This is a genomic window from Chitinophaga silvisoli, assembly GCF_003412465.1.
GTDB lineage: Bacteria > Bacteroidota > Bacteroidia > Chitinophagales > Chitinophagaceae > Chitinophaga > Chitinophaga silvisoli.
This window is the reverse complement of the sequence record NZ_QTJV01000015.1, coordinates 90,379-112,929: the sequence shown is the minus strand read 5'-3', so window position 1 is coordinate 112,929 and position 22,551 is coordinate 90,379. Positions and strand designations below refer to the sequence as shown.

At 43.6% G+C, this 22,551-nt stretch carries 18 protein-coding genes and 1 tRNA gene; 12 read left to right on the top strand and 7 right to left on the bottom strand.

The window, feature by feature from the left end; genetic code table 11:
• Positions 1 to 43: 43 nt before the first annotated feature.
• Positions 44 to 1,030 carry a YhdH/YhfP family quinone oxidoreductase gene (locus tag DXN04_RS29765; RefSeq protein ID WP_116857066.1) on the bottom strand — a complete coding sequence of 329 codons (987 nt, stop codon included), beginning with the start codon at positions 1,028 to 1,030 and terminating at the stop codon, positions 44 to 46.
• Positions 1,031 to 1,092: 62 nt separating this feature from the next.
• Entirely contained in the window at positions 1,093 to 2,034 is a 942-nt protein-coding gene (locus DXN04_RS29760) for an NADP-dependent oxidoreductase (protein WP_116857065.1), read from the bottom strand.
• Positions 2,035 to 2,132: 98 nt separating this feature from the next.
• Here DXN04_RS29760 and DXN04_RS29755 point away from each other — a divergent pair, with 98 nt between their 5' ends.
• Positions 2,133 to 2,999: an AraC family transcriptional regulator gene (locus DXN04_RS29755; RefSeq protein WP_116857104.1), complete on the top strand. Its 867-nt coding sequence runs from the start codon at positions 2,133 to 2,135 to the stop codon at positions 2,997 to 2,999.
• Between the two features lie 139 nt (positions 3,000 to 3,138).
• On the opposite strand, the gene DXN04_RS29750 is transcribed toward DXN04_RS29755, so the two are convergent.
• A complete protein-coding gene (locus DXN04_RS29750) occupies positions 3,139 to 4,488 on the bottom strand; it encodes an MFS transporter (protein ID WP_116857064.1) in 1,350 nt (449 codons plus the stop codon).
• The gene (locus DXN04_RS29745; RefSeq protein ID WP_116857063.1) at positions 4,485 to 4,919 is read right to left on the bottom strand and encodes a MarR family winged helix-turn-helix transcriptional regulator; all 435 of its coding nucleotides are present in this window, start codon (positions 4,917 to 4,919) and stop codon (positions 4,485 to 4,487) included. Before DXN04_RS29745 ends, DXN04_RS29750 begins: the two co-directional genes overlap by 4 nt.
• 102 nt (positions 4,920 to 5,021) lie before the next feature.
• Here DXN04_RS29745 and DXN04_RS29740 point away from each other — a divergent pair, with 102 nt between their 5' ends.
• Complete coding sequence (locus tag DXN04_RS29740; protein WP_116857062.1) at positions 5,022 to 5,861, top strand: dienelactone hydrolase family protein; 840 nt, start codon at positions 5,022 to 5,024, stop codon at positions 5,859 to 5,861.
• A gap of 121 nt (positions 5,862 to 5,982) precedes the next feature.
• On the top strand, positions 5,983 to 7,248 hold the full coding sequence (locus tag DXN04_RS29735) for a chloride channel protein (RefSeq protein WP_116857061.1): 1,266 nt from the start codon (positions 5,983 to 5,985) through the stop codon (positions 7,246 to 7,248).
• Here the strand turns inward: DXN04_RS29735 and DXN04_RS29730 are convergent.
• Positions 7,245 to 8,531 (bottom strand): hypothetical protein, encoded by a 1,287-nt coding sequence (locus DXN04_RS29730; protein WP_147320098.1) that lies wholly within the window; start codon positions 8,529 to 8,531, stop codon positions 7,245 to 7,247. The two genes, DXN04_RS29735 and DXN04_RS29730, sit on opposite strands and share 4 nt — an antisense overlap.
• A gap of 165 nt (positions 8,532 to 8,696) precedes the next feature.
• On the opposite strand from DXN04_RS29730, the gene DXN04_RS29725 reads away from it, so the two are divergent.
• Complete coding sequence (locus tag DXN04_RS29725) at positions 8,697 to 9,482, top strand: glycoside hydrolase family 16 protein (protein WP_116857059.1); 786 nt, start codon at positions 8,697 to 8,699, stop codon at positions 9,480 to 9,482.
• 115 nt (positions 9,483 to 9,597) lie between these two features.
• On the opposite strand, the gene DXN04_RS29720 is transcribed toward DXN04_RS29725, so the two are convergent.
• Positions 9,598 to 11,403 (bottom strand): AMP-dependent synthetase/ligase, encoded by a 1,806-nt coding sequence (locus DXN04_RS29720; RefSeq protein WP_116857058.1) that lies wholly within the window; start codon positions 11,401 to 11,403, stop codon positions 9,598 to 9,600.
• 93 nt (positions 11,404 to 11,496) lie between these two features.
• Between DXN04_RS29720 and DXN04_RS29715 the strand changes: the two genes are divergently transcribed.
• Positions 11,497 to 11,568: transfer RNA gene (locus tag DXN04_RS29715), tRNA-Glu, on the top strand.
• A 141-nt stretch (positions 11,569 to 11,709) separates the two neighbouring features.
• Here the strand turns inward: DXN04_RS29715 and DXN04_RS29710 are convergent.
• A complete protein-coding gene (locus DXN04_RS29710; RefSeq protein WP_116857057.1) occupies positions 11,710 to 12,009 on the bottom strand; it encodes a DUF6934 family protein in 300 nt (99 codons plus the stop codon).
• Positions 12,010 to 12,419: 410 nt separating this feature from the next.
• On the opposite strand from DXN04_RS29710, the gene DXN04_RS29705 reads away from it, so the two are divergent.
• The 7 genes from DXN04_RS29705 to DXN04_RS29675 all read left to right on the top strand — a co-directional run bounded on the left by DXN04_RS29705 (position 12,420) and on the right by DXN04_RS29675 (position 22,462).
• Positions 12,420 to 13,985 carry a carboxylesterase/lipase family protein gene (locus tag DXN04_RS29705; protein WP_116857056.1) on the top strand — a complete coding sequence of 522 codons (1,566 nt, stop codon included), beginning with the start codon at positions 12,420 to 12,422 and terminating at the stop codon, positions 13,983 to 13,985.
• A 451-nt stretch (positions 13,986 to 14,436) separates the two neighbouring features.
• Entirely contained in the window at positions 14,437 to 16,323 is a 1,887-nt protein-coding gene (locus tag DXN04_RS29700; protein WP_158569232.1) for an NHL repeat-containing protein, read from the top strand.
• Between the two features lie 555 nt (positions 16,324 to 16,878).
• On the top strand, positions 16,879 to 17,781 hold the full coding sequence (locus DXN04_RS29695) for an ADP-ribosylglycohydrolase family protein (protein ID WP_116857054.1): 903 nt from the start codon (positions 16,879 to 16,881) through the stop codon (positions 17,779 to 17,781).
• 490 nt (positions 17,782 to 18,271) lie between these two features.
• Positions 18,272 to 19,066 (top strand): SDR family NAD(P)-dependent oxidoreductase, encoded by a 795-nt coding sequence (locus DXN04_RS29690; RefSeq protein ID WP_116857053.1) that lies wholly within the window; start codon positions 18,272 to 18,274, stop codon positions 19,064 to 19,066.
• A 149-nt stretch (positions 19,067 to 19,215) separates the two neighbouring features.
• The gene (locus tag DXN04_RS29685; protein ID WP_116857052.1) at positions 19,216 to 19,797 is read left to right on the top strand and encodes a Crp/Fnr family transcriptional regulator; all 582 of its coding nucleotides are present in this window, start codon (positions 19,216 to 19,218) and stop codon (positions 19,795 to 19,797) included.
• A 105-nt stretch (positions 19,798 to 19,902) separates the two neighbouring features.
• Entirely contained in the window at positions 19,903 to 21,852 is a 1,950-nt protein-coding gene (locus tag DXN04_RS29680) for an LTA synthase family protein (protein WP_116857051.1), read from the top strand.
• Positions 21,853 to 22,009: 157 nt separating this feature from the next.
• Complete coding sequence (locus DXN04_RS29675) at positions 22,010 to 22,462, top strand: hypothetical protein (protein WP_116857050.1); 453 nt, start codon at positions 22,010 to 22,012, stop codon at positions 22,460 to 22,462.
• Positions 22,463 to 22,551: the final 89 nt, after the last annotated feature.

Below are 22,551 nucleotides of genomic sequence, written 5' to 3'. Positions count from 1 at the left end.
AAAAAAGAGCTTCTGCTGTTAAAGGCAGAAGCTCTTCATTCTTTTATGCAAGACGTACAACAGTTCTCCCCTGTACCTTTCCTGCCAAGATCTGGTGGATGCTTTCTTCTAATTTCTCCAAAGGAATTTCATTCGCCAGTTGGGTTAACTGTGCAGGTTTCCAGGTAGTCGCCATAGCTTCCCATACTGCTTTTCTTTTAGAAATTGGATACGCTACAGAGTCTATACCCAGCAACTGTACACCTTTCAGAATGAACGGGAATACTGTCAATGGCAGTGGTCCGCCATTCACCATACCACAGGCTGTTACTGCAGCGCCATACTGAAGGCTCTTTACTACGGTAGCCAATACATTGCCACCTACGGTATCGATACCACCTGCAAATTCCGGTTTCAGCAAAACCTTCCCGCTGGCATCATCCATTTGCGCGCGGGGCAATACTTCTACTGCACCCAGTGATTGCAGGAATTCGGCCTGCTTGTTACTCACAGCTGTTACCTTGTAACCCAGTTTGCTCAGGATGGCTACGGCAATAGACCCTACCCCACCACTGGCCCCTGTCACCACAATCTTACCATCGGCAGGCTGTACACCTGTTTTTAGTAATGCCTGTACGGACAATGCTGCTGTGAAGCCTGCTGTACCATAGATCATGCTTTCCAGGAGTGAGAGTCCCTGTGGCAGGCGCACTATCCATTTGGCAGGTACACGGATGTACTCCTGGAAACCTCCGCTTGTATTCATACCGAGGTCGAACCCGGTTACAATTACCTGGTCACCGGGTTTCCAGTTCTCATCAGTAGAGGATATGACCTCGCCGGCAGCATCTATACCGGGAGTGTGCGGATATTGCCTGGTCACGCCTTTGTTGCCTGTAGCAGATAAGGCATCTTTATAGTTGAGCGAGGAATAATGTACTTTGATGGTGACATCGCCCGGAGGCAGGTTGTCTATAAGTTTATCAACAACAGATATAACAAATTTCCCGTCGGCTTCTATCACCTGTAACGCTTTGAATGGTTCCGTCATAATGATCCTTTTTTACAAAATACGAAATGCGGCTTAGCCATTCTATGACGGTGAACAGTTGGCTATTTAATTGATACCACAATTTTTCCGCGGGTTCTGCCTTCCAGCTGTTGCTGATGAGCCAGTTCCATCTGGGAGAAATCGTACAGGTTCAGGTTAGGTTTCAGGATACCTTTGCCCAGCCAGTCTGCCAGTACTTTCATATCTGCACCATTGGACTGTACGAGATAGAAGAAGGCGTTTACATCATTTTCTTTGGCCAGTTGTTGCATCGGCTCCGGTATACCATTCGGAATTTTAATATAGGTCCCTCCTTTCTTTACCGTGCGGATAGTAGCAGCAAAATCCTGGCTACGTACATTGTCCATCACGAGGTCGGCATCTTTGATTATCTCGTCTTCCTGCTGAGATTTGTAATCGATATGCTCGTCAGCACCGATGCTAAGAATATAATCTTTATTGGCAGCAGAAGAGGTGCCGATTACATATGCACCCAATTGTTTAGCAATCTGCACAGCAAAATGACCAACCCCACCAGCAGCAGCCGTAATCAGTAATTTCTGGCCTTTGCCCAGTTTGCCTTGATGCAATAATGCCTGGTAAGCAGTGAGGGCGGCCAACGTAGTAGCAGCGGCAGCTTCATGGCTCACATTGGCGGGTTTCAGGGCCAGGTGGGCAGCCGGTGCCGCTACATATTCAGCATAAGCCTTGCCATGGCCCGGGAAGTTCACCATTCCAAATACTTCATCTCCTACCTTGAATTCTTTGACATCATCTCCAACAGCGGTAATCACCCCACTGATATCCCAACCCAGGATCACAGGCAGCTGGTCCTTCAGTCGACCCGCAATACCAGTACCTCTATGTGTCTGAACATCAACAGGATTTACACTCAGTGCTTTTACCTGCACCAGCACTTCGTCTGCTTTGATAACCGGCACAGGCAGTTCAACATAGGTCAATTTTTCACTCTCATTAAAACCGTTGATTATGATCGCTTTCATTTTTTCTGTGTTTTGGATTAATTTACAATGCAAAGATGCCGCGAAGTGAGGGGCCAGGCATTGTAAAATTCAAGGTATTAAAAGTATGTTTTGAGGTTATGTTAATAGAAAATACCATACATCCATTTACAGTAAGTGTCGAAGCACTCGAGGCATGGAGCCGCCGGCCGCATAAACATAACTTTTTTGAACTGGTATATATAGAAAAAGGTACAGGCAGGCAGTGTATCAATGATCATAATATTGCCTATGCCGAGGGAAATATCTTTTTATTACCTCCGTTTGACTGCCATTCTTTTCAGATCCATACCCCCACACGGTTTGTATTCATCCAGTTCAATGCCCTCTTTTTTCAGAAAGACAGCAAGCAGCTAATGGACTATTCTGACTGGTTCAATAACCTGCATTACATAATCAGCACTTACAACCGCCTGCCGGGAGATATTATTCACAGTGCGAGTGACAAAGCGCTGTTGATTAACCTGATTAAAGGGATAGAACATGAGTATCTTTCAAAACAGGATCCATACTGTTCGATTATCAGGGCGAATATGTTTGCCTTACTAAACATATTAATGCGGAATTTTGAAAGTACATACAGGGAGAATAACCCGGTGGGTGATAAAGTAGCCGGAGACATGCTGCAGTATATACAATACAACCTGTTTGACAATGATAAACTGCGGGTAGATGCGCTGGCAGGTGAATTCAATCTCTCCGCCAATTATGTAAGTGAATATTTCAAAAAGAAAACGGGAGAAAGTCTGAAAGAGTTTATTCTCAAATCCCGTGTGAACGTAGCTTATAGTCGTATACAGCATTCCGGTCAGTCCATGAAGGAAATAGCCTGGGACCTTGGCTTTACGGATGCGAGTCATCTGTCTAAAATGATTAAAAAATACTTTCCCCCTGGAAATCAGAATGCAGCCGACAATACTGCCAGCTGCATCCCTTCATCATTATAAATCCCCTGTCCATTCATCGACCGTCTTAATAGTTGCCTGGCGGGCGAAGTTCTTTTTCATCAGCAGTGCCACTTCCGGATGAATGTCTGTGCCTTCATGTGTTTCTGTAAAGAGGTATCCATTACCAGTAATACAGTGTTCATATTCGTTTCATTTTTTTGAAGATAGCCGGTAGCATAAAGAGAATGATGATAGCGCAGGCCACCAGTCCATAGACAGTGAGCTGGTGCAATCCCTGGTCTGTAGCACCATTATGAAACTCATGCTTGAGGCGGGAACCGGCTACAATAGCACCGATATACCCTACGGTGCGGAAGAGGCCAAAGCTCGTCCCTGTCTGATTAGCGGGTGCCGCAGCATATAATGTACCCTGGTTGGCAATGGTAAGGAGCCCGATAGCTGTGCCAATCAGCACGGCAGTCCCCATTACACTTATTACAGGGCTGTTATGGTTCAGAAAGAACAGGCCACAGGTGGCAGCAGTAATACATAAGGTGCCGAAGATGAGTAAGTGAATGTACTTCGATGTCTTTGATATGAGCAAACTCACCACCATTGCTGCTGCGGACATGGGGAGCATCATGAGTCCTACCCTGGAAGGATTGATCTTCTTAGACTGCTCCAGCCATTGAGGCAATCCGTACAACACGAGGTATAATATAAAGTTGATGGCGATCTGCCGTAAAAATGTTGTGCTGAGAGACAGGTTGATCGCCAGCAACCGTACATTGATAAAAGGTTGCTCGTGTTTTAATTCAACATAGATACACGCGAGTAGTAATAAAATTGTCAGCGGTAACTTGATATATAAATAAGTAGGATAAAGCAATGTAAGTAACAGCAACATCAGGAATGCGCTGAAGAGTGTAAGCCCGGGTACATCCAGTCCTGTCTTTGCTTTGGGCGATTCAGGATAATTGTTATTATTGTAGGAAAGAAGCAATGCGATGATGACGAAGGGAATATTGACAGCAAAGATTCCCTGCCAGCCGAAGCTTTCTGTGAGGATTCCACCCAGGAAGGGGCCCAGGGCAATAGAGACCTGCGATGCCATGGCGACGGTGCTCAAAGCCACGCTGGGCACCTGCTGGCCCATGGCGGCATAACGCTGACGGATCATCGTCATAGCAGAGGGATAGGCTGCAGAAGAACCTAGTCCCATCAATATCCTGGATACGATCAGCCAGTTGAAAGAAGGTGCATAAATACCAATAACAGCTGATACCAGAATTAGCAGAAAGCCGAGGATATTAATCTTTTTAGCACTGAAGAGGTCTGCCAGCCGGCCCATCAACGGTTGTCCTATAGCAGAGGTAAAGTAAAGCGGTACAATCAGCAATGCACCTGATCCAAGGTTTTGTTTAAAAGCACCCGTGATCTCAACAATCGCTGTTGCCAGCATTGTAGAATTCAGGGGGTTGAGCATATTGCCCAACACAAGCGGTGCCATAAAACGAATGGTCTTTCCGCTATTATTTTCAGTAGTCATAATTCTGTCAATGCAGAAAGCAGGTCCAGAGCTTTCTTAATCACATCCTTTTCTTCCTGTGTATATTTTTCCGATACCATGAGCGCCAGCCATTCTTCTCTTTCCCTGCGTGACAATTCTACTTTTTGTTTACCTTGTTTGGTAAGCGTAACCAGTGTTTTGCGGCCGTCGGAAGGAGCGCTTTTCCTGGAGATGTATTTCAGGCTTTCCATCCTGTTCAGCACCTGGGACATGAATTGAGAGGATATGCTTAGCTGGGCACCCAGTTCCGAAGGAAATGCTTCTTTCTGGATCATGAGGATGCTCAGTACGTTAAATTCAGCGATGGATAATTGTTCCGGATTGCTCATCTGCTTGCGCAGCCGCTTGCTCATGATAGTCACCAGGTTGCGGATTCCGTAAGCAATTTCTTCGTCCTGTTTATTAAACATATGCCTATTAAATTAACTTTGCAAAGTTACTTTGGTACTTTCAAATAAGCAAGGGGAAATGCCTACCTTGCATATCCAATTACTCAACTCAAATACTATCAGATGAAATTCACACTTGGAACTCTGCTTGCCATCCCGGCAGCCGCGCTCTTCATGACCGCATGTAACAATGGCTCGTCGACCACTGAAACCAAAGACAGCACTAAAACGCCTACCGTACAGGTAACTGACCTTACCATTGAGGCCAACGGCGTACCCTTGAAAAGCGTAGTCGCTTTCAATGACGATACGGCTACAAAGAAACCAGTCATCGTGATAGTACCGGAATGGTGGGGACTTGATACCCATGTTAAGAATGTAGCACAGCGCCTGGCAGAACTGGGCTACTTTGCTGTAGGTCTGGATATGTATGGAAATGGTAAACTGGCTGACAATCCGGATTCCGCTAAGGCATATGCGACTCCCTTTTATGCCAATCCCAAAATGGCGTATGAGCGTATTGCTGCTGCTGTAGCAAAAGCAAAGACTTATACACAGGTAGATACTTCCCGCATAGCAGCTATCGGCTTCTGCTTTGGTGGTTCCTGCGTACTAAATGTGGCACGCCTGGGTATGCCACTGAAAGGAGTGGTAAGCTTCCATGGCGGTCTGGCTACTTCACTGCCTGTTTCTAAGGATCAGTTCACAGCAGCTGCTTTGATCTGCCATGGTGCTGCTGACAAATTTGTATCACCTGAAGAGGTAGCTACATTCAAAAAGCAAATGGATTCTGCAGGTGTGAAATATGTGTTCAAGGAATATCCAAATGCTACCCATGCATTTACGAATCCTGCTGCAACCGCAACCGGCAAGAAATTCAATATGCCTATTGAATACAATGCCGCTGCCGACACTGCCAGCTGGAATGATATGAAAGCCTTCCTGGGTGCCGAATTAAATTAATTGCGAAGGGCGGGTTCATGTGAGCCCGCCCTGATTATCTATGCTAATAAATAAAGTCTATCGCTGACAGGTCATTATGCCCTAACTTTGCATCGCCAATCAGGACTAAAAGATCAATTTCATGCGCGATAAGATTATTAGGGTCAATTACTACAAACTGGTAATTGCCTCGTGTTTTGCTGGTTTACTTTCCGCCATTCTGGCCAGTGTTTTGAAACATATTACAGAGTACTACGAAGACCATTTCTTTGAATCGATCAGACCTTACTCCTTCTTATTTATTGTTTTCCCGCTGATCGGTCTGGTATTGATTCACGTATTACGCAAATACGCTTTCCGAAAGAAACCCAATAAAGGTATTAAAGAGATCTATCTCACTATTGATACCCGTCGTAATGAACTTCCTGTATATAAAATTCCTTCTCACTTTATCAATGGTTTCCTGACAGTCATCTTCGGCGGTTCTACCGGTGTAGAGGTATCCACTGTTGTATCTACAGCTACGATCGGTGCTGTTACCAGGCAAAAGGCCGGTATTGCGAACAAATTTAAAACAGAACTGATTTGCGCGGGTGTAGCAGGTGGCTTAACAGCATTGTTCGGTAGCCCCCTGGTAGGGATGCTCTTTGTGCTGGAAGTGATAGCCAGGAAGGTAACCAGGACTATACTGATCAGCAGCGGTATCGCTGTGACTATAGGCTGGGGCTGGCTGTTCTTATTCCATGAGCAAGCTTTGTTCGGATTGAGTGCATTTCCATGGAAATGGCAGGCAGTGCCTTATATGATTGGTATGAGCGTGATTGCTGGTGTGATCTCCGTATTTTTTACGAAGACAGTGATTGGTATCAAACATCGCTTTGGTATCATGAAGAATGAATATATGCGTATTGGTTTGGGTGCTGCCATAGTAGGTGTGGGTATCTTCCTATTCCCTCACTTATTTGGCGATAGCTATAGTGGTGTAAAAGATATGATTGAACAATCCAGTCATGCTCCCCTCTCCTTTACATTTGCGCTTACGATCCTGGGCATTGTATTGCTAAAACCAATCATCTCCTCCGTGACACTGGGTGCAGGTGGCGATGGCGGCGTATTTGCGCCAAGTATTGTAGTAGGAGCCTTGCTGGGTCTGCTGGTAGCGTTGACATGTAACCAGTTCTTCCACACTCACTTGATAGTGAGCAACTTCATTATCCTGGGTATTGCTGCTGTATTAAGTGGCGCTATTCATGCACCACTTACTTCATCTTCCCTGGCAGTACGTTTATCCGGCAGCTTCATACTGACTTTCCCCATCCTGGTAGCCAGCCTGGTAGCCCGTTATACCGCCGGGAAAATATATCCTTACACAGTATATAGCTATAAGGATCAGCCACCACATCACTAATAGCCGTAGCCTAACTGATCGGAACGCCGCTCACCCAGTACGCGGTAATCCATTTTGTCCAGGGCTTCGGTTACTTTAGGTCTGTCTTTGTAAATGGATTTGTGCTGGAAGTTGTAAATGCCCAGCCCCATGTGAAAGAAGAAACCGCAGCAGACTACGACTTTCAATACTTTCAGCGCCACTGCCTTTTTTGAGATCAGCCATTCATAACAATAGAAGCTGTAGATCATGGGCAGGGGCAACAATAAATAGAAGGTATGTGAAGATGGCCCCTTGATAGAAAAGAAAAAGCTGAAAAACAGTAATGCATAAGAGCAGATATTCAGCCAGCGCATTTTTTTCCACTCCTCATTCTCAGTCCTGATAAAGAACCCAATAATCAACAATCCTACCTGCAGGAAACCGATGATCAACAGGAATACGATAAACGGAATCATCCAGTATTGAGTGTGCATGATGATGTCCTTGTCAGTAGAATCCCCCAATACATAAGGCACTTCGTAAGTAGCAAAAGATAGGTAGCGTAATAATATCGTGACGATGTTACCGAGATTACTCCAGTTGAATACGATGTTCTCACCTACTTTACCAGCCATCGGATCCGGATGTAACCAGGTAGGTATCAGGGTCGCTAAGCCCAGTAATCCTCCCAGGATATAAAACAGGATCACCTTTCTATTGCCTGTCTTCATAGTGAAGGCCATGGCGACCAGGGTATATGGCACCATCAGCACCCATGACATATGTAGCTGCATGATGAAGGTGGTGGTAATTCCCATGATAAAATAAGCAAGTCCTGGCTTGATAAGCTTCTCAGTATAAACAGGCAGCAATTCCAGCACCGCAATAAAAAACGGGATAGAAAAGACCAATACATACGAAGGGTTGACCACCCGGGTACTATAATACAAGGTCCAGGGAGTAGTCATACAAAGGATCCATACCAGCCAATCCGGCACGCCTTTTACCCTTTTGGTAATGTACCATGCCAGCAAGCATAAACTACTGAATGACAGTACATTTAGAATAAATGTGGGCAATTCAGGCAATTTCCAGAGGTAAAATGGAAGTGCCACTAAGAGGCCCTGGAGGGCACCGGGGATCTGTGTGTGAGTATATACTACATCGGGACCGTAAAAAGGCCAGGTACCGGTAGTATAGGACTTCAACCCAATCAGATAGATCTGCAGTTCATCTGCAAACCAAAATTCCGCACATAGGCCATAGATCAGCCTGAAAATGAATAGACCTGCCAGCAGCAGATATAATTGCTTTTTTCCCATTGTTATTAACAGCGTGGGGGTCAAACTAATAAGGATGAAGAATAGGGATTGCTTAAACCGGTAAACCGGATTTTTTTTTGATTTCGCATCAAAGTAACACATTTCTGCGGTGTCATTATATAGACCATATTAAAAAACCTCTTTTCCTCATCAAAATAAACCATCATGAAGCACACATTCATGACGCTGGCCGTAACGCTCATTGCTTTCGGCAGCTGCAAAAAAGAATCCACGCAACAGGCAGCGACCCCTGCCACGGAAACGGCTGCTGGTGCCAAAGTAAGCGCTGCAGCATCCACCATTTCATTTAGCGGGTATACCTGGACGGTAAGAACTGAAACCGGCACCTCTGGTCCGGGTCCTAATTACTGGAGTAATAGTTCCAGCAACGTATGGGTCGATGCCAATGGCTACCTGCACCTGAAGCTTAGAAAAGATGCCGGCACTGGCAGATGGCTTTGTTCAGAAGTGTATACCAATCAATCATTTGGCTACGGTACCTATGTATGGCAGGTAGAAGGCAGGGTTGATTCACTGGACAGGAATGTCGTTTTCGGATTATTTAATTACAAATCCGGGGATGACGGGCACCATGAAATGGATATTGAATTTGCCCGCTGGGGGAACAATGCATGGCCTAATTATAACTATACCGTGTATCCTCAGACAGGTAGTGGCAATGCTAATTATACTGCGGAGCTGAAGCTGAATGGTAGTTATACTACCTACCGGTTTATCAGGAATAGCAGTAGTGTATCTTTTTCCGGTTTCCACGGACATACGCAGGCGGCTGCAAATGCCTTTTTCCCCTGGACGACACCTTCAGGGTATAATGTGAGTACAGTAGCAATGCCGGTGCATATGAATCTTTGGCTATTTGAGGGTAATGCGCCTTCAAATGCGAAGGAAGTGGAGCTGATCGTTCATTCATTCACTTTTACAGCGCTTTAGTAGTAATAGGATCAAAACCAGGGCCGGCCTTCAGACAGCCGGCCCATTTATTTTTCAGGCTACCAGGGTGAATTTAAAAAACCCTTACCGCTGATATTGCAATTGTTTGCTTCCATTAATGGTCTCCTTTCTGCACATTGTAAATACCCTCTATCACCTCCTTGTACTTTTCCAACACCACCTTTCGTTTCAAACTCATTTTCGGGGTCATCTCCCCTCCTTCCACACTCCATTCGTCCGGCAACAGCGCCAGCTTTCTCACCTGCTCCACATGGTTAAACCGGGAATTGTACCCTTCTATGACTTCCTGGTATTTCTCCAGCACTTTGGGCTCCTTAATAGCCGCTTCATGGGTCGTAAAAGGTATTCCCTGCTGCTGCATCCATTGTTTTAAGTAAGGGAAGGCAGGTACAATCAGGGCACTTACAAACTTCCTGTCTGCCCCTATCACCATCATCTGTTCGATGAAGGGATTCTCCTTACATTTATTTTCTATCGGCTGAGGGGCCACATATTTACCCCCACTGGTCTTGAACAGTTCTTTTTTACGGTCGGTGATCTTCAGGTACTTACCGTCCTGCAGGATACCGATATCGCCGGTGAGTAACCAGCCATCTTTCACTACTTCTGCTGTCAGGTCGGGTCTTTTATAGTACCCTACCATCACAGATTCGCCTTTTACGCAGATTTCCCCATCTTCTGCCAGCTTTACCTCAAGACCTTCCAAAACGGGGCCTACGGTGCCAAATCTGACCTCTTTTCGGGTGTTTACACTAATTACGGGACTATTCTCTGTTGGACCGTAACCTTCGTATACGGGGATCTTAGCGGCCCAGAAAATGCGTAGTAATTTTTCCTGGCAGGCAGCACCACCTGTCACGATGAAATCTACCCGGCCTCCCAGGGCAGCTCTCCATTTACTAAAAATGAGTTTATCGGCCAGCGCGAGTTGCAGGTTGTACCAGGCACCGCCACTTTTTATGTTGTCATATCGGGTAGCCAGGCCTACGGCCCAGAAAAATAAGGTCTTTTTGATGCCGGTCAGTTTATTCCCGGTGGCAAGGATCTTATCGTACACCTTCTCCAGCAGCCGGGGTACGGTGGTAAATCCGTCGGGTTTTACTTCCCGCAGGTTATCGGCGATGGTATCGAGGCTTTCAGCGTAGTAAATGCTGGTGCCACTGTAGAAGTAGATATAGGTGACGCATTTCTCGAAAATATGGTTCAGCGGAAGGAAACTAAGCGCTTTTTTAGTCGGATCGTCGTAGAAGGGGAACGAGACCTTGCCCATAAAGGCATCACTCACAATATTGTGATGGCTCAGCATCACACCTTTAGGCGTACCGGTGGTACCAGATGTATAGATAATAGTTGCCAGTTGTTGGGGCGAGATGCCTTCTTTCACTTCCTGCACTTTCTGCAGCAGTTCAGGTGTCGCCATATTCGTGACTGCCGACCAGTGGGACGCGCCAGGTACCTGGTCAAAGGTATAGATCCCTTTCAGGTACGACAACTGGGGGCGAATGCTACAGATCTTGTCATATAATTCCTGGTTGCCAATGAAAATGTATTTCACTTCGGCATCATTGAGGATAAATTCCAGTTCCAGGAGGCTGGTGGTGGGATAAAGGGGTACGAGGACCGCCCCTGTCTGCTGAACGGCCAGATCGGTGAAGATCCATTCTGGTCGGTTCGAGCTGATAATGGCAATTTTGTCTGCCCCGGAGGCAGAACCATCATTGCCACTAACGCCCAGTTGCAGTAACCCGGCACTGAATTTATCAGCGATTTCTCTTACAAAAGCAGTGCTGTAGCGGGTCCAGGTACCATTAACCTTGGCTGCCAGCATGTCTTCTTTAGGGAACTTTTCGAGTTGATAATCTACGGCATCGAAGAGCCGATCCTTACGTGAATGCTTCATAAAACGTGAAAATGCGAAAATACACCTGACTTTTTTGAAAAAAATTTTGAAATAATGATTAATTGATTACCTTTGCAATCCCAATCGCGAAACGCCGCGTTGGTCAATCGGCTAAGACGCCTCCCTTTCACGGAGGAATGACGGGTTCGACTCCCGTACGCGGTACGAAGAAAAAGGAACATCGAGTGATGTTCCTTTTTTGTTTTATAACCTACCTGTAACACTCCCATCTACCATTTATATTGTCTATATATTGTGTATAGATTTACCATAACCATGAAATACTCTTTCCTTTGCCTTGCATTCCTACTGCTGACAGCTACCTGCGTTTTTTCCCAAACTACAAAAGATAGCACGTGGATTGAACATTACCTTTTTTGTTTTGCGTAACATAATGACCTCTACATCCTTGTTATCACTTATGACTGTATCTGAAATATCACCGGTCACTGCATCCAAATCACCCAATCCGAAATTATAAAGATCTTCTCCGATAAGATTAAACTTTGCAATTTTCTGTATTGCACCATTAGGGCCATTACTAATAAAGTGATAGGCCATGAATGTCTTATCTGTGGAATATTGGTATTTATCAAGCCCGAACATATATGCAATATACAAGAAAAACAGCCTCAAAAATCAGTATAAATGTTTAATAATCAATCTGTAATAAAATTAACAATATACTTATCAAATTTAAATCCTGCATGTAATAGTTCGACATCCATTCTCTTCCCCGTACTCTTTTATAAGGTTGTTCATTTGAGCAACCTTTTTTATTTGAATAAGCCTGTCAGGTTACTCAGAATCTCAAAAATGATCACGATACCTTACGATCGGTCAGGCCCAATTTATCACAGCCTCCTCTATAATTAAGTTGTAAATTAATGTATCAATAGTCAGACAGGATAAGAACTCTAATGTGTTTTTGCATTTCATCAATTATTTCCTACCAGTCATATTTCTATTTATTTCAGGTATCAAATAATCATTTTTTTTGTCCTTAAATTACCTTTATGAAAACATTCCTGTATTCATTACTGCTGATCCTGCCCCCTTCTGCAATCAGCACCCACTCCAACTTGTCGCATGTATTACAGAGTGATCCACCTCTAGTGCAAACAACTGCCGGACTTATTTCAGGTATGACAAATGCCAGCGGTGATGTACATATTTTTAAAGGTATTCCCTTCGCAGCAGCTCCGGTAGGTAATCTCCGCTGGAAGGAACCGCAGGCTGTTACGCCATGGAAAGGTATTCGTAAATGCGATAAATTCGGGCCGAATGCCATGCAAAACAGACCTATACCTTCCGGTGCTTATGGGCCAGAGATATTGATACCCGAGGATGTTAAAATAAGCGAAGATTGTCTTTATTTAAATGTATGGACACCTGCCAGACAAACAGGGGAAAAAAGGCCGGTTATTGTAGTGATACATGGAGGTGCCTTTTCCGGAGGATCCGGTGCAGTTCCTGTATTGGATGGAGAAGAAACTGCTAAGAAAGGTATTGTCGTAGTCACCATCAATTATCGCCTCGGAATCTTTGGCTTCCTTGCGCACCCGGCATTATCTAAAGAATCACCTCATCATGTTTCTGGCAATTACGGTATATTGGACCAGATCGCCGCAATGAACTGGATTAAACAAAATATTGCTGCCTTTGGTGGCGACCCTGAAAATATAACCGCTAATGGTGGTTCTGCCGGTTCATGCAGCGTACTAATAATGATAGCTTCACCTCTTGGCAAAGGATTGTTCAAACGGGCAATTTCAGAAAGTGGCCCTATGTTCGCACCGGATCAGTGCCTGACACTGCAACAGGCAGAAGAAGAAGGTATGACAACAATGAGCAAAAATAATGCGGATGATCTTTTAGCCATGAGAGCTATACCTGCCGAAGTCTTACTCAAAGACACTCATTTCCGTTCGCCCATAGTGGATGGTTATGTATTGCAAAATCAAATCCTTGATATATTTACCAAGGGACAACAAAATGATGTAGATCTACTGATCGGCTATAATACAGGTGATGCCTTCATCACAAATGAACTGCTGACAGCTGCTGCTTTTAAAGCGGAAGCACAGAAGAATTACGGAGCAAAAACAGATGCTTTTTTGCAACATTATCCCGCTCATACAGATGAAGAAGCGGCACAGTCACAACTTTATATATCCAGAGACAAAACATTTGCATTGGGAAACTATACCTGGGCGAAATATCAGGTCAGTCATACGAAATGCAAAGTCTGGTTTTATTATTTCAGCCACGCAGTACCAGGCAACCCGAATTATGGTGCATTTCATGGTGCACAAGGTGCTTATGCCTTGCATAACCTGGATAAGTGGGATAAACCGTTTACGGATTGGGACAGGACATTAAGTAACAAGATGAATGATTACTGGATAACCTTTGCCGCTACGGGCAATCCTAACGGTAAAGGCCGACCCTACTGGCCAGCGTTTACAATAAAGGAAACTAAAGTGCTGCAATTCGGTGATCAGATCTCTACAATACCATTACCCGCTATACCAACATTTGAATTCTTTACAATCCATAACGATACACCGGATAACCATTAGACCCGGCATGAGGATTCTAAATTTTAACAATAAACCTTTTGAAAACATTCATATCATCGATATAATAGGTCGATATCTGTCGCGCTTCCTGTACGAAAAAAAAGGTTGCCCAATGTGCGACCTTCTCTATTTATCTTCCTACTCTCCTTTCCGTCACGGCAATATCCCTACATTCTCGTAATCAATATCTATGAATGAGCATAATCATTTCAATAAAACAGGTTGGCCATTTTTGATACTCAGAAACTGTCCATAAACATGATTTACTCATATAATTTAACTTACTTTTACTGCTTTTAAGCCTATACGTATGACTCCTTTTCGCCCCCGTATTCTGTTGTTTTTGTTCGGTGTAACTATAATTTGGTCTTGTTCAAAAAGCCCGGTGTCTGATACAGAACCGCCTTCCCCAGAACCGCCAATTACCGGTCAAACTGTAATAGTAAGTACTATGGCAGGTGTTAACACCGCTGGTAGCCTGGAGGGCATCATGAATCCGGTTGACCTGGCATGTGACCCCGCAGGTAATGTATATATATCCGATCCATTCAATAACATAATTGCAAAACTAGATACAAAAGGAAAGCTATCCCTACTGGCTGGAAAATATTCCAAATACCAGGGCGGTTATGCAAATGGCACAGGAGCTAATGCCATGTTTAACTATCAGCAGGGCATTGTTGCTGATGCTGCAGGGAATGTATTTGTAACTGACTATTCCAATAGGCGGATCAGGAAAATCACTGCTGATGGTGTAGTAACCACAATTGCCGGGAGCGGAAAATTGGAAACGACTGATGGAGTTGGTGTGAATGCTTCCTTTTCATTCGTAACAACGGCATCAATAGATGCAACCGGGAACTTATATGTTTTGGATATGCATTCAGATCCCCTAAAGGGAACTGACATCCGTAAAATAACTCCATCTGGAGAAGTTACTACAATTGTTAGTGGAATCTCTTATTCCGGAACCTTTGGAGGCATGTGTCGTAGCGCTGAGGGCGATTTTTATATTGCCAACCGGCTTTCACATCTTATTTATAAAGTGACTAAAGCCGGTGTTTTAAGTGTATTTGCCGGCTCTGGTAGTAAAGGATCTGATGATGGAAAAGGAACTGCCGCTTCTTTTAGTTTTCCTACAGGGATAACCTCTGATGCAGCAGGTAATATTTACGTATCAGATCAGGGCACATTTCTTATACGTAAAATAACTCCTGATGGTACTGTATCAACAATCGCAGGTAGTGGCGAAGGAAAAGAAAAAGACGGTTTGGGTCGCCAGGCCTCTTTTAACTTTCCTTCAGGAATGGTAACAGACCCTGCGGGAAATATATATGTGGCGGATACAGATGTAGGTACTATTAGAAAAATAACTTCGGACGGAATGGTTACAACTGTTGTCGGCAAAAGAGTGATTATTGATGGTGACGCAAAAAACGCAACTTTTAATAGACCTACAGATTTGGTAACAGATGCTGAAGGAAACCTTTTCGTTGCAGATGCAGGAAATAATGTAATACGGCAGATAACCACAGCCGGTATTGTTAGTACTTATGCAGGAACAGGCCTACCCGGTAATTCTGACGGACCATTAAAAACGGCTTCTTTTTCCTGCCCGCTTGGCATCGCTCTGGATGGCTCAGGTAACCTCTTCATAGCTGACTCTGCCAACAATCTTATTCGCAAAATTTCTAATAGAGTAGTAAGCAGTATTCCATTGTTTGTAGCCGCAAACGGAGAAAGTGGTCCTGACAATTACCCAACTGGTGTTGCTGTTGATCACAATGGATATATCTATTATTACAATAGTACCTGGAACACGATTTGTCAGATTAAACCGGATGTTATCAGCACCTTTTCTGAAGGAAGTAATTCAGGCCCTAACAATGGAATGGCCTATTTAAAGGCATTTGGTGTAGAAACAGATAAACAAGGTAATGTCTATGTAGCAGATGCCGGAAATAGCAGGATAGCCAAAATATTTACAACAGGCTTTGGAATTCCACTCGCCGGGGCTGTAACTCCAGGTAATTCCCCAATCGTCGGCAATAGTAACGGTACTGGTACGAATGCATCTTTCAACCACCCTAAGGGAGTGGCAGTGGATACTGCTGGCAATGTATATGTGGCGGATACCGACAACAACCTGATTAGGAAAATTACCCCCGAAGGGGTAGTGACAACAATTGCAGGTACAGGAACAGTCGGTAACACAGATGGCGATGGTAAAACTGCTACTTTCAACAGACCTTCAGGCGTGACCGTAAATGCTGCCGGTACTGTTATTTACATTGCCGACACAGGAAATAACCAGATCAGAAAGATCGAAATAAAATGATTCGCATGAAAGATAAAAAGTTCTGAAGATAATAGTTCGACTCCCGTCCGCTTTCCTGTACGAAGAAAAAGGAACATCGAGTGATGTTCCTTTTTTGTTATTTATAGCTTACACTATCCATTTCCCAACTTCAGCATTAAGTCCTCACAGCGCAAACAAAACGAGCTTTTTAATACATTCATTTTATCGTTTCCCGCACGAAATCCAGAAATTTCTCTAGAATAAGAACCATTAGCAATTATATTGCTATTCCATCCTCATTGTTATTTGCGCAAAAAAACCAAAAAACAATTTCTAAATCTATCAGTTCTGATTACGACACAGCCTATATGATTCATTACCGTTTTTTGGAGGGAAAGCTGAAAATCCCAAAACACCAGGCCTTTCACTGGATGCATCTTCTATAGGTATCACAACTGTTTTGTTCGACATAAGTGCAATGATGGGCAGAGAAGAAAGACCTCCATTTAAAATGATCCCGGATACCTGAAAATATTCTACTTTTAGAGAGTAATAACCACTTCCCATATAAGCGGGAAATAGACCTCAGATTATATGCATGCACCCTTTCTCTATACCATGGCGCTGGGCGACAGCTATGGCATGAAATATGAATACCTGCCCCACCCTACCAATGCCGACCTATCTGATCTCGTACATGCGGATCATCCTAAACTGACAGCTTATAAAAAAGGCGATTATACAGATGATACACAGATGTCACTGGCAAATATGGAACTGCTACTCGCAAAGCAATCTTTTGATATTACAGCAGAGGAATTTGTAAGCGCCTGGCTGCATACATTTAAACGTGATCCTCACGTAGGATATTCAAGACACATGCAAAAACTATTAGCAACATGCGAAACTCCGGCAGAATTTGTAAGCCAGCTTGCACCGTCCAGCAGAACTACCAGCGGTGCTGCAATGCGCGCAGGTGTTTTTGGAGTGATTGAAGATCTTGAAGAAGTGAAACGACTGACACTGCTACAGGGCCGTATTACACATAATAACCTCGCAGGGACTACATCTGCATTGGCAGTAGCACTGTCTGTGCATTTTTTGCATCACGGCGGTACCCGCCAACAATTGGAAGCGTTTTTAACTGCGCAGTTAGGCGAAGGATGGGAACAAAATGGTATTGAAAATGATCCCGGAAATGCAATGCTGATAGTGACACAGGCACTCTCCGCATTCAAGCATGCCAAAACGATAGCAGATGTATTTTTGAATGTGGTAAACCAAATTGAGAATTCGGATACAGATACTGTGTGTGCAATAGCCGCAATTATTGCCTCCCGTTGTACTGAACTCGAGGATAATGTGCCGGAGACCTTGAAGAAAGGATTAGAGAATGGTAAATATGGAGCTGATTATCTTCGTAAGATTGATATCCAGGTAGAAGCAATGTTTCCGCGGACAATACTTTATTCAAACCCGAACACACATGCAATGTAGAAGAAAACCCAACGCCAAACAACACAATCAATTGATTATCAAAAAAATCATTTCAACGACGCTGGTATCAAATTAAAATCCTGCATATAATAATTCGACATCTGTCGCCCTCCCTGTATTAAGGCAACGATACGAAAGTATTGTTGCCGTTTTTGTTTTTAGGCTAGTTCGTTCGCCTGTTCGGCAATAAAACCCGCATAATGGAATTATTTCGCATCCTATCACCCTTTTAGTTCTATAATCAGTAAACTGCCAGCATATACCCTCTCTCTAATCGTGACATTTATCACATACAAATTATGTCAAATGCCCTCACTCAATACAACCGGGTGGACGAACTTTGATAAAAATTAAATCATGTATAAGAAAGTAAAATGGCCCGCCGATCAGTATCCCAAAGTATCTGCGAGCATTTAAAAATCACAGCCGAACTTTTTATTACCGGCAAATAATTCCCAATAGGTCAAAATCATATTAAAAAAATCAAATCATGAATCTCAATTTAAAAGATAAAACTGCTCTTGTCAGCGGATCAACTACAGGAATAGGCTATGCCATCGCGAAGTCTCTGGCAGCCGAAGGCGCAAAAGTTATAGTAAACGGAAGAACTTCAGAACGCGTAACAACAGCTGTTGAGAAGATCAAATCCGAAACCGGCAACCCCAATATATTCGAAGCGATTGCAGACCTTGGATCCCCTGAAGGTGTAGAACTCATTGTCAGCCAATACCCTACGGTTAATATTTTGGTTAATAATCTCGGCATCGGGCAGCCGAAAGCATTCAAAGATATCCCCGACCAGGAATGGCTGGATACTTATAGTGTTAACGTGCTGAGCGGAGTACGCTTATCACGTGCCTATTTTGAAAATATGCTGAAAGAGAACTGGGGACGCATCATTTTTATCTCAAGTGAATCTGCCGTACAAATTCCCGCCGAAATGATTCAATATGGTGTTTCGAAAACAGCCCAACTGGCTTTATCCCGGGGTCTGGCGGAAATGACCCAGGGCACTGCTGTAACGGTAAATACAATATTGCCAGGGCCAACCTCGACTGAGGCTATCACCAATTTTCTGCAGGTGACTGCGGAACAACAGGGCCTCAGTGAAACAGAAATGGAAAAGGTATTTTTTACCAACATGAGAGGTACCTCAATTCTTAAACGCTTTATCAAGCCAGAAGAGATCGCCAGCCTGGTAACCTATCTCGCCAGTCCGCTTTCTGCTGCCATTAATGGTGCTGCCTTACGTGCCGATGGCGGTGTGATCAAATCGGCATTTTAAACAAAGCCTTCCCTTTTAAGTAGTTGAATGAATACGCTTTTTATAAGTCCCGGTTGCTTGTAGCAACCGGGACTTTTTATCGGCATTAGTGTCCCAAATTTTACTGTTTACCTCTAAAATTTAGATATTTTTGTCAAAATAGCGTTTCTATGTTCGAAGTTTTCGCAGCGTATTTAAAGGAAAAAGCTGGACTCACAGAGGAAGAGCTGGAAGAGGTGCGCGCTGTGACAATCAATAAGCATCTTCGCAAAAGACAGTATTTGCTGCAGGAAGGCGACATCTGTCATTACAACTGTTTCGTCGCCAAAGGATGTCTCCGTAATTATCGGGTCGGCGAGGACGGCGTAGAACACATATTGCGATTTGCCGTCGAAAACTGGTGGCTTAGCGACACCGAAAGCTATAATAACGGCACCCCCTCCAGGAACAATATTGATGCACTCGAAAACAGTGAGCTGCTGCTAATCGAAAAAGAAGATTTCACCCGGCTTGTCAACACCATTCCTCCGTTTAAGGAATTCATAGACAGATTGATGGCTAGAAGCTTCGATGCCAGTCAAAACCGCATCATGAGTAATATTAGTCATACAGCCGAAGAACGATATATCAACTTTATGAAATCATACCCGGATATTTTAAACCGGGTTCCACTTCATATGATCGCTTCCTATCTCGGTGTCTCCAGGGAAACACTCAGCCGGATCCGAAACCAATATGCCAGGGCAAATTAATACATTAAAACTGCAGATCCTGACAATTCCACCTATTCCCCCTCCCTTTAAACCCCACTCAGGATTTCTACAGATTTCGGGTCGTACTTCGGGATTTATTCCGCTATGAACTCACGTAAGACACGATATTCCGTACTGATTAATTTTTTCATTTTCTTCCTGATTGTCTCTTTCTTAATAAGAACAATCTTCTTAGTACTGACCTGGCAAAAAGCAAGTATCACACTTCCGGCAATTTTAAATATTTATGCAAAAGGACTTGTCTTTGACAGCATGGTCGCCTTATTTTTCAGTGCCGCCTATTCGCTCTACTTATTATTGTTACCACAAAAATGGAACAATACCCTTTTGAACCGTATTATCACCTTTACCTGTTTTTATATTGTCGTACTGATTGTCATGTTCTCCTTCTTTGCAGAACTCGCATTTTGGGACGAATTTGAAAGCCGGTTCAATTTCATTGCAGTCGACTATCTCATATACACATTCGAGGTAATTAATAACATTAATCAATCTTACCCGCTACCCTGGCTAATCAGCAGCATGGTCCTGCTTACATCGCTGGTATTTTTTATATTTTATAAAAAGAAAATCTTCCTGCAAAGTTTTCAATCCCATACACCCCTTAAAAAGAGGTTTTTAATGACAGGGTCGGTGTTAACGCTCACCCTGGCGGGTTACTTCCTTGTCTCCAATTCCTGGGCTGATAGCGGTAATAACCGTTATCAGAACGAACTCGCCAAGGCCGGTATCTTTTCATTCTTTGCCGCATTCAAAAATAACGAACTGAATTACTACGACTTCTATGCAAAAGAAGAAGAAAGGGAAGCTTTTGCTATAACCCAAAAACAGTTGCAGGAGCCATCCATCCAGTTCGTCAATGGCAATAATAGCTTACGCAGAATCGTCACAAACCCCGGTCAGGCCCTCCGACCCAATGTTATACTGGTGACCATCGAAAGTTTAAGCGCAGAGTATATGCACCATTTCGGTAATGATCAACACATTACTCCTATTCTCGACTCCCTGGCCAATTGTGCTATCCTGTTTACCAATATGTATGCTACCGGTACACGCACCGTTAGGGGAATGGAGGCCCTTTCCTTATGCGTGCCTCCTACCCCGGGCAACAGTATCGTAAGGAGAAAAGACAATGGCCATCTGTATACTGTAGGCTCAATTTTCAGAAAAGCAGGGTACTCCACTACCTTTTTTTATGGAGGGGATGGGTTCTTCGACAATATGAATAACTTCTTCGGAAACAACGGATTTGACATTACCGATAATGGCGAACGACTATTACCTAGTGAACAATTAGCTACTACCCGCACAACGATTCCTGCACAAGCTATTCACTTTAAAAATGCCTGGGGTATTTGCGATGAAGACCTGTATGATGCAGTCATCCGCCATGCAGATACCCAATACAGTCACCAACGGCCGTTTTTTGATTTTGTAATGACTACCTCCAATCACAGGCCCTTTACTTACCCATCCGGAAAGATTGATATTCCATCCGGTTCCGGTCGTGAAGGAGCAGTCAAATACACTGATTATGCCATTGGTGAATTTTTAAAACATATACAGTCCAAGCCATGGTTTAAAAATACAGTGATCATATTCGTCGCCGATCATTGCGCCAGCAGTGCGGGTAAGAACGAAATCAATGTTTCAAAATATCATATTCCCTGTCTTGTTTATAATCTCAAAAACGACACTTTAAAAACCATCAGTCAGCAGTGTTCACAAATTGATCTTTTCCCCACCCTATTTGGTTTACTACACTGGCAATATGAGACAAACTGGTACGGACAGGATGTTTTGTTACCAACATATCAATCCAGGGCATGGCTTGCTACTTATCAAAAACTGGGGTATCTCCAACATGATACACTGACTGTTTTAAGTCCGCAACAACAGGTGGGCGAATTTAAACTGGACAAACAAACCGATGATTTACTATCCATCCCTGATGATAAATTGCTTATAAAAAAGACAATTGCTACTTATCAAACGGCTTATTATTTATATAAGACGGGAGGTATGAAAGAATAATTGAAAATACTCTATCCAATAGTTCCCTGTGCAAAGAAAAGGGACATCAATTGATGTTCCTTTTTTTGCTTATAATAGTCCTGGAATCGTTTTTACGCCCCCAACTCATTCTGGTATAATTTTTATTGCCCTACAATTAAGCAAGACACAATTTTATATGCAGAACTACCTCATCATTATCATCGCCGGTATAGCAGGTACCCTATTAATGACAGGCGCAGTATACCTCCTCTCCGCCCTTACAGGAAAAAACTATAAAGTAGTAGGCATCCTGGCGACCATGCTCGCCAACCATACTACAAAAGAAAAAGGACTAACCCGATCCACCCCCGATATCCTATTAGGAATTGCCGTCCACTACCTGATAGGAATCTTTTTTGCCTTCATTTATTACTTCCTATGGCAAATGGGATATTTAGCCCTTACCATAAATTCCAGCATCCTATTCGGACTATCCACAGGCATCGTCGCCATCATTTTCTGGTCATTATTTATCCGCTTCCATCCCAATCCACCCCTTATACCAGTGTTTACATACGTGCTATCCATAGGCCTGGTACATATTCTCTTCAGCCTGGGCACATACCTGGTTTTTTCCCTGATGTATTAAACCCGGTTTTTAAACACAATAAAAAAGAGCAACACAGCCAAGCTGTATTGCCCCTTTTTTATTTGCAGCCCTATAGGCCTCTTATCTTT

What these genes read in the sequence shown, in the direction of transcription:
- DXN04_RS29750 (WP_116857064.1), bottom strand. Translation starts at nt 4,488, where the DNA reads ATGACTACTGAAAATAATAGCGGAAAGACCATTCGTTTTATGGCACCG.
- DXN04_RS29705 (WP_116857056.1), top strand. Translation starts at nt 12,420, where the DNA reads ATGAAAACATTCCTGTATTCATTACTGCTGATCCTGCCCCCTTCTGCA.
- DXN04_RS29760 (WP_116857065.1), bottom strand. Translation starts at nt 2,034, where the DNA reads ATGAAAGCGATCATAATCAACGGTTTTAATGAGAGTGAAAAATTGACC.
- DXN04_RS29700 (WP_158569232.1), top strand. Translation starts at nt 14,437, where the DNA reads ATGGCAGGTGTTAACACCGCTGGTAGCCTGGAGGGCATCATGAATCCG.
- DXN04_RS29735 (WP_116857061.1), top strand. Translation starts at nt 5,983, where the DNA reads ATGCGCGATAAGATTATTAGGGTCAATTACTACAAACTGGTAATTGCC.
- DXN04_RS29675 (WP_116857050.1), top strand. Translation starts at nt 22,010, where the DNA reads ATGCAGAACTACCTCATCATTATCATCGCCGGTATAGCAGGTACCCTA.
- DXN04_RS29710 (WP_116857057.1), bottom strand. Translation starts at nt 12,009, where the DNA reads ATGTTCGGGCTTGATAAATACCAATATTCCACAGATAAGACATTCATG.
- DXN04_RS29755 (WP_116857104.1), top strand. Translation starts at nt 2,133, where the DNA reads ATGTTAATAGAAAATACCATACATCCATTTACAGTAAGTGTCGAAGCA.
- DXN04_RS29680 (WP_116857051.1), top strand. Translation starts at nt 19,903, where the DNA reads ATGAACTCACGTAAGACACGATATTCCGTACTGATTAATTTTTTCATT.
- DXN04_RS29725 (WP_116857059.1), top strand. Translation starts at nt 8,697, where the DNA reads ATGAAGCACACATTCATGACGCTGGCCGTAACGCTCATTGCTTTCGGC.
- DXN04_RS29685 (WP_116857052.1), top strand. Translation starts at nt 19,216, where the DNA reads ATGTTCGAAGTTTTCGCAGCGTATTTAAAGGAAAAAGCTGGACTCACA.
- DXN04_RS29690 (WP_116857053.1), top strand. Translation starts at nt 18,272, where the DNA reads ATGAATCTCAATTTAAAAGATAAAACTGCTCTTGTCAGCGGATCAACT.
- DXN04_RS29720 (WP_116857058.1), bottom strand. Translation starts at nt 11,403, where the DNA reads ATGAAGCATTCACGTAAGGATCGGCTCTTCGATGCCGTAGATTATCAA.
- DXN04_RS29745 (WP_116857063.1), bottom strand. Translation starts at nt 4,919, where the DNA reads ATGTTTAATAAACAGGACGAAGAAATTGCTTACGGAATCCGCAACCTG.
- DXN04_RS29695 (WP_116857054.1), top strand. Translation starts at nt 16,879, where the DNA reads ATGCATGCACCCTTTCTCTATACCATGGCGCTGGGCGACAGCTATGGC.
- DXN04_RS29765 (WP_116857066.1), bottom strand. Translation starts at nt 1,030, where the DNA reads ATGACGGAACCATTCAAAGCGTTACAGGTGATAGAAGCCGACGGGAAA.
- DXN04_RS29740 (WP_116857062.1), top strand. Translation starts at nt 5,022, where the DNA reads ATGAAATTCACACTTGGAACTCTGCTTGCCATCCCGGCAGCCGCGCTC.
- DXN04_RS29730 (WP_147320098.1), bottom strand. Translation starts at nt 8,531, where the DNA reads ATGGGAAAAAAGCAATTATATCTGCTGCTGGCAGGTCTATTCATTTTC.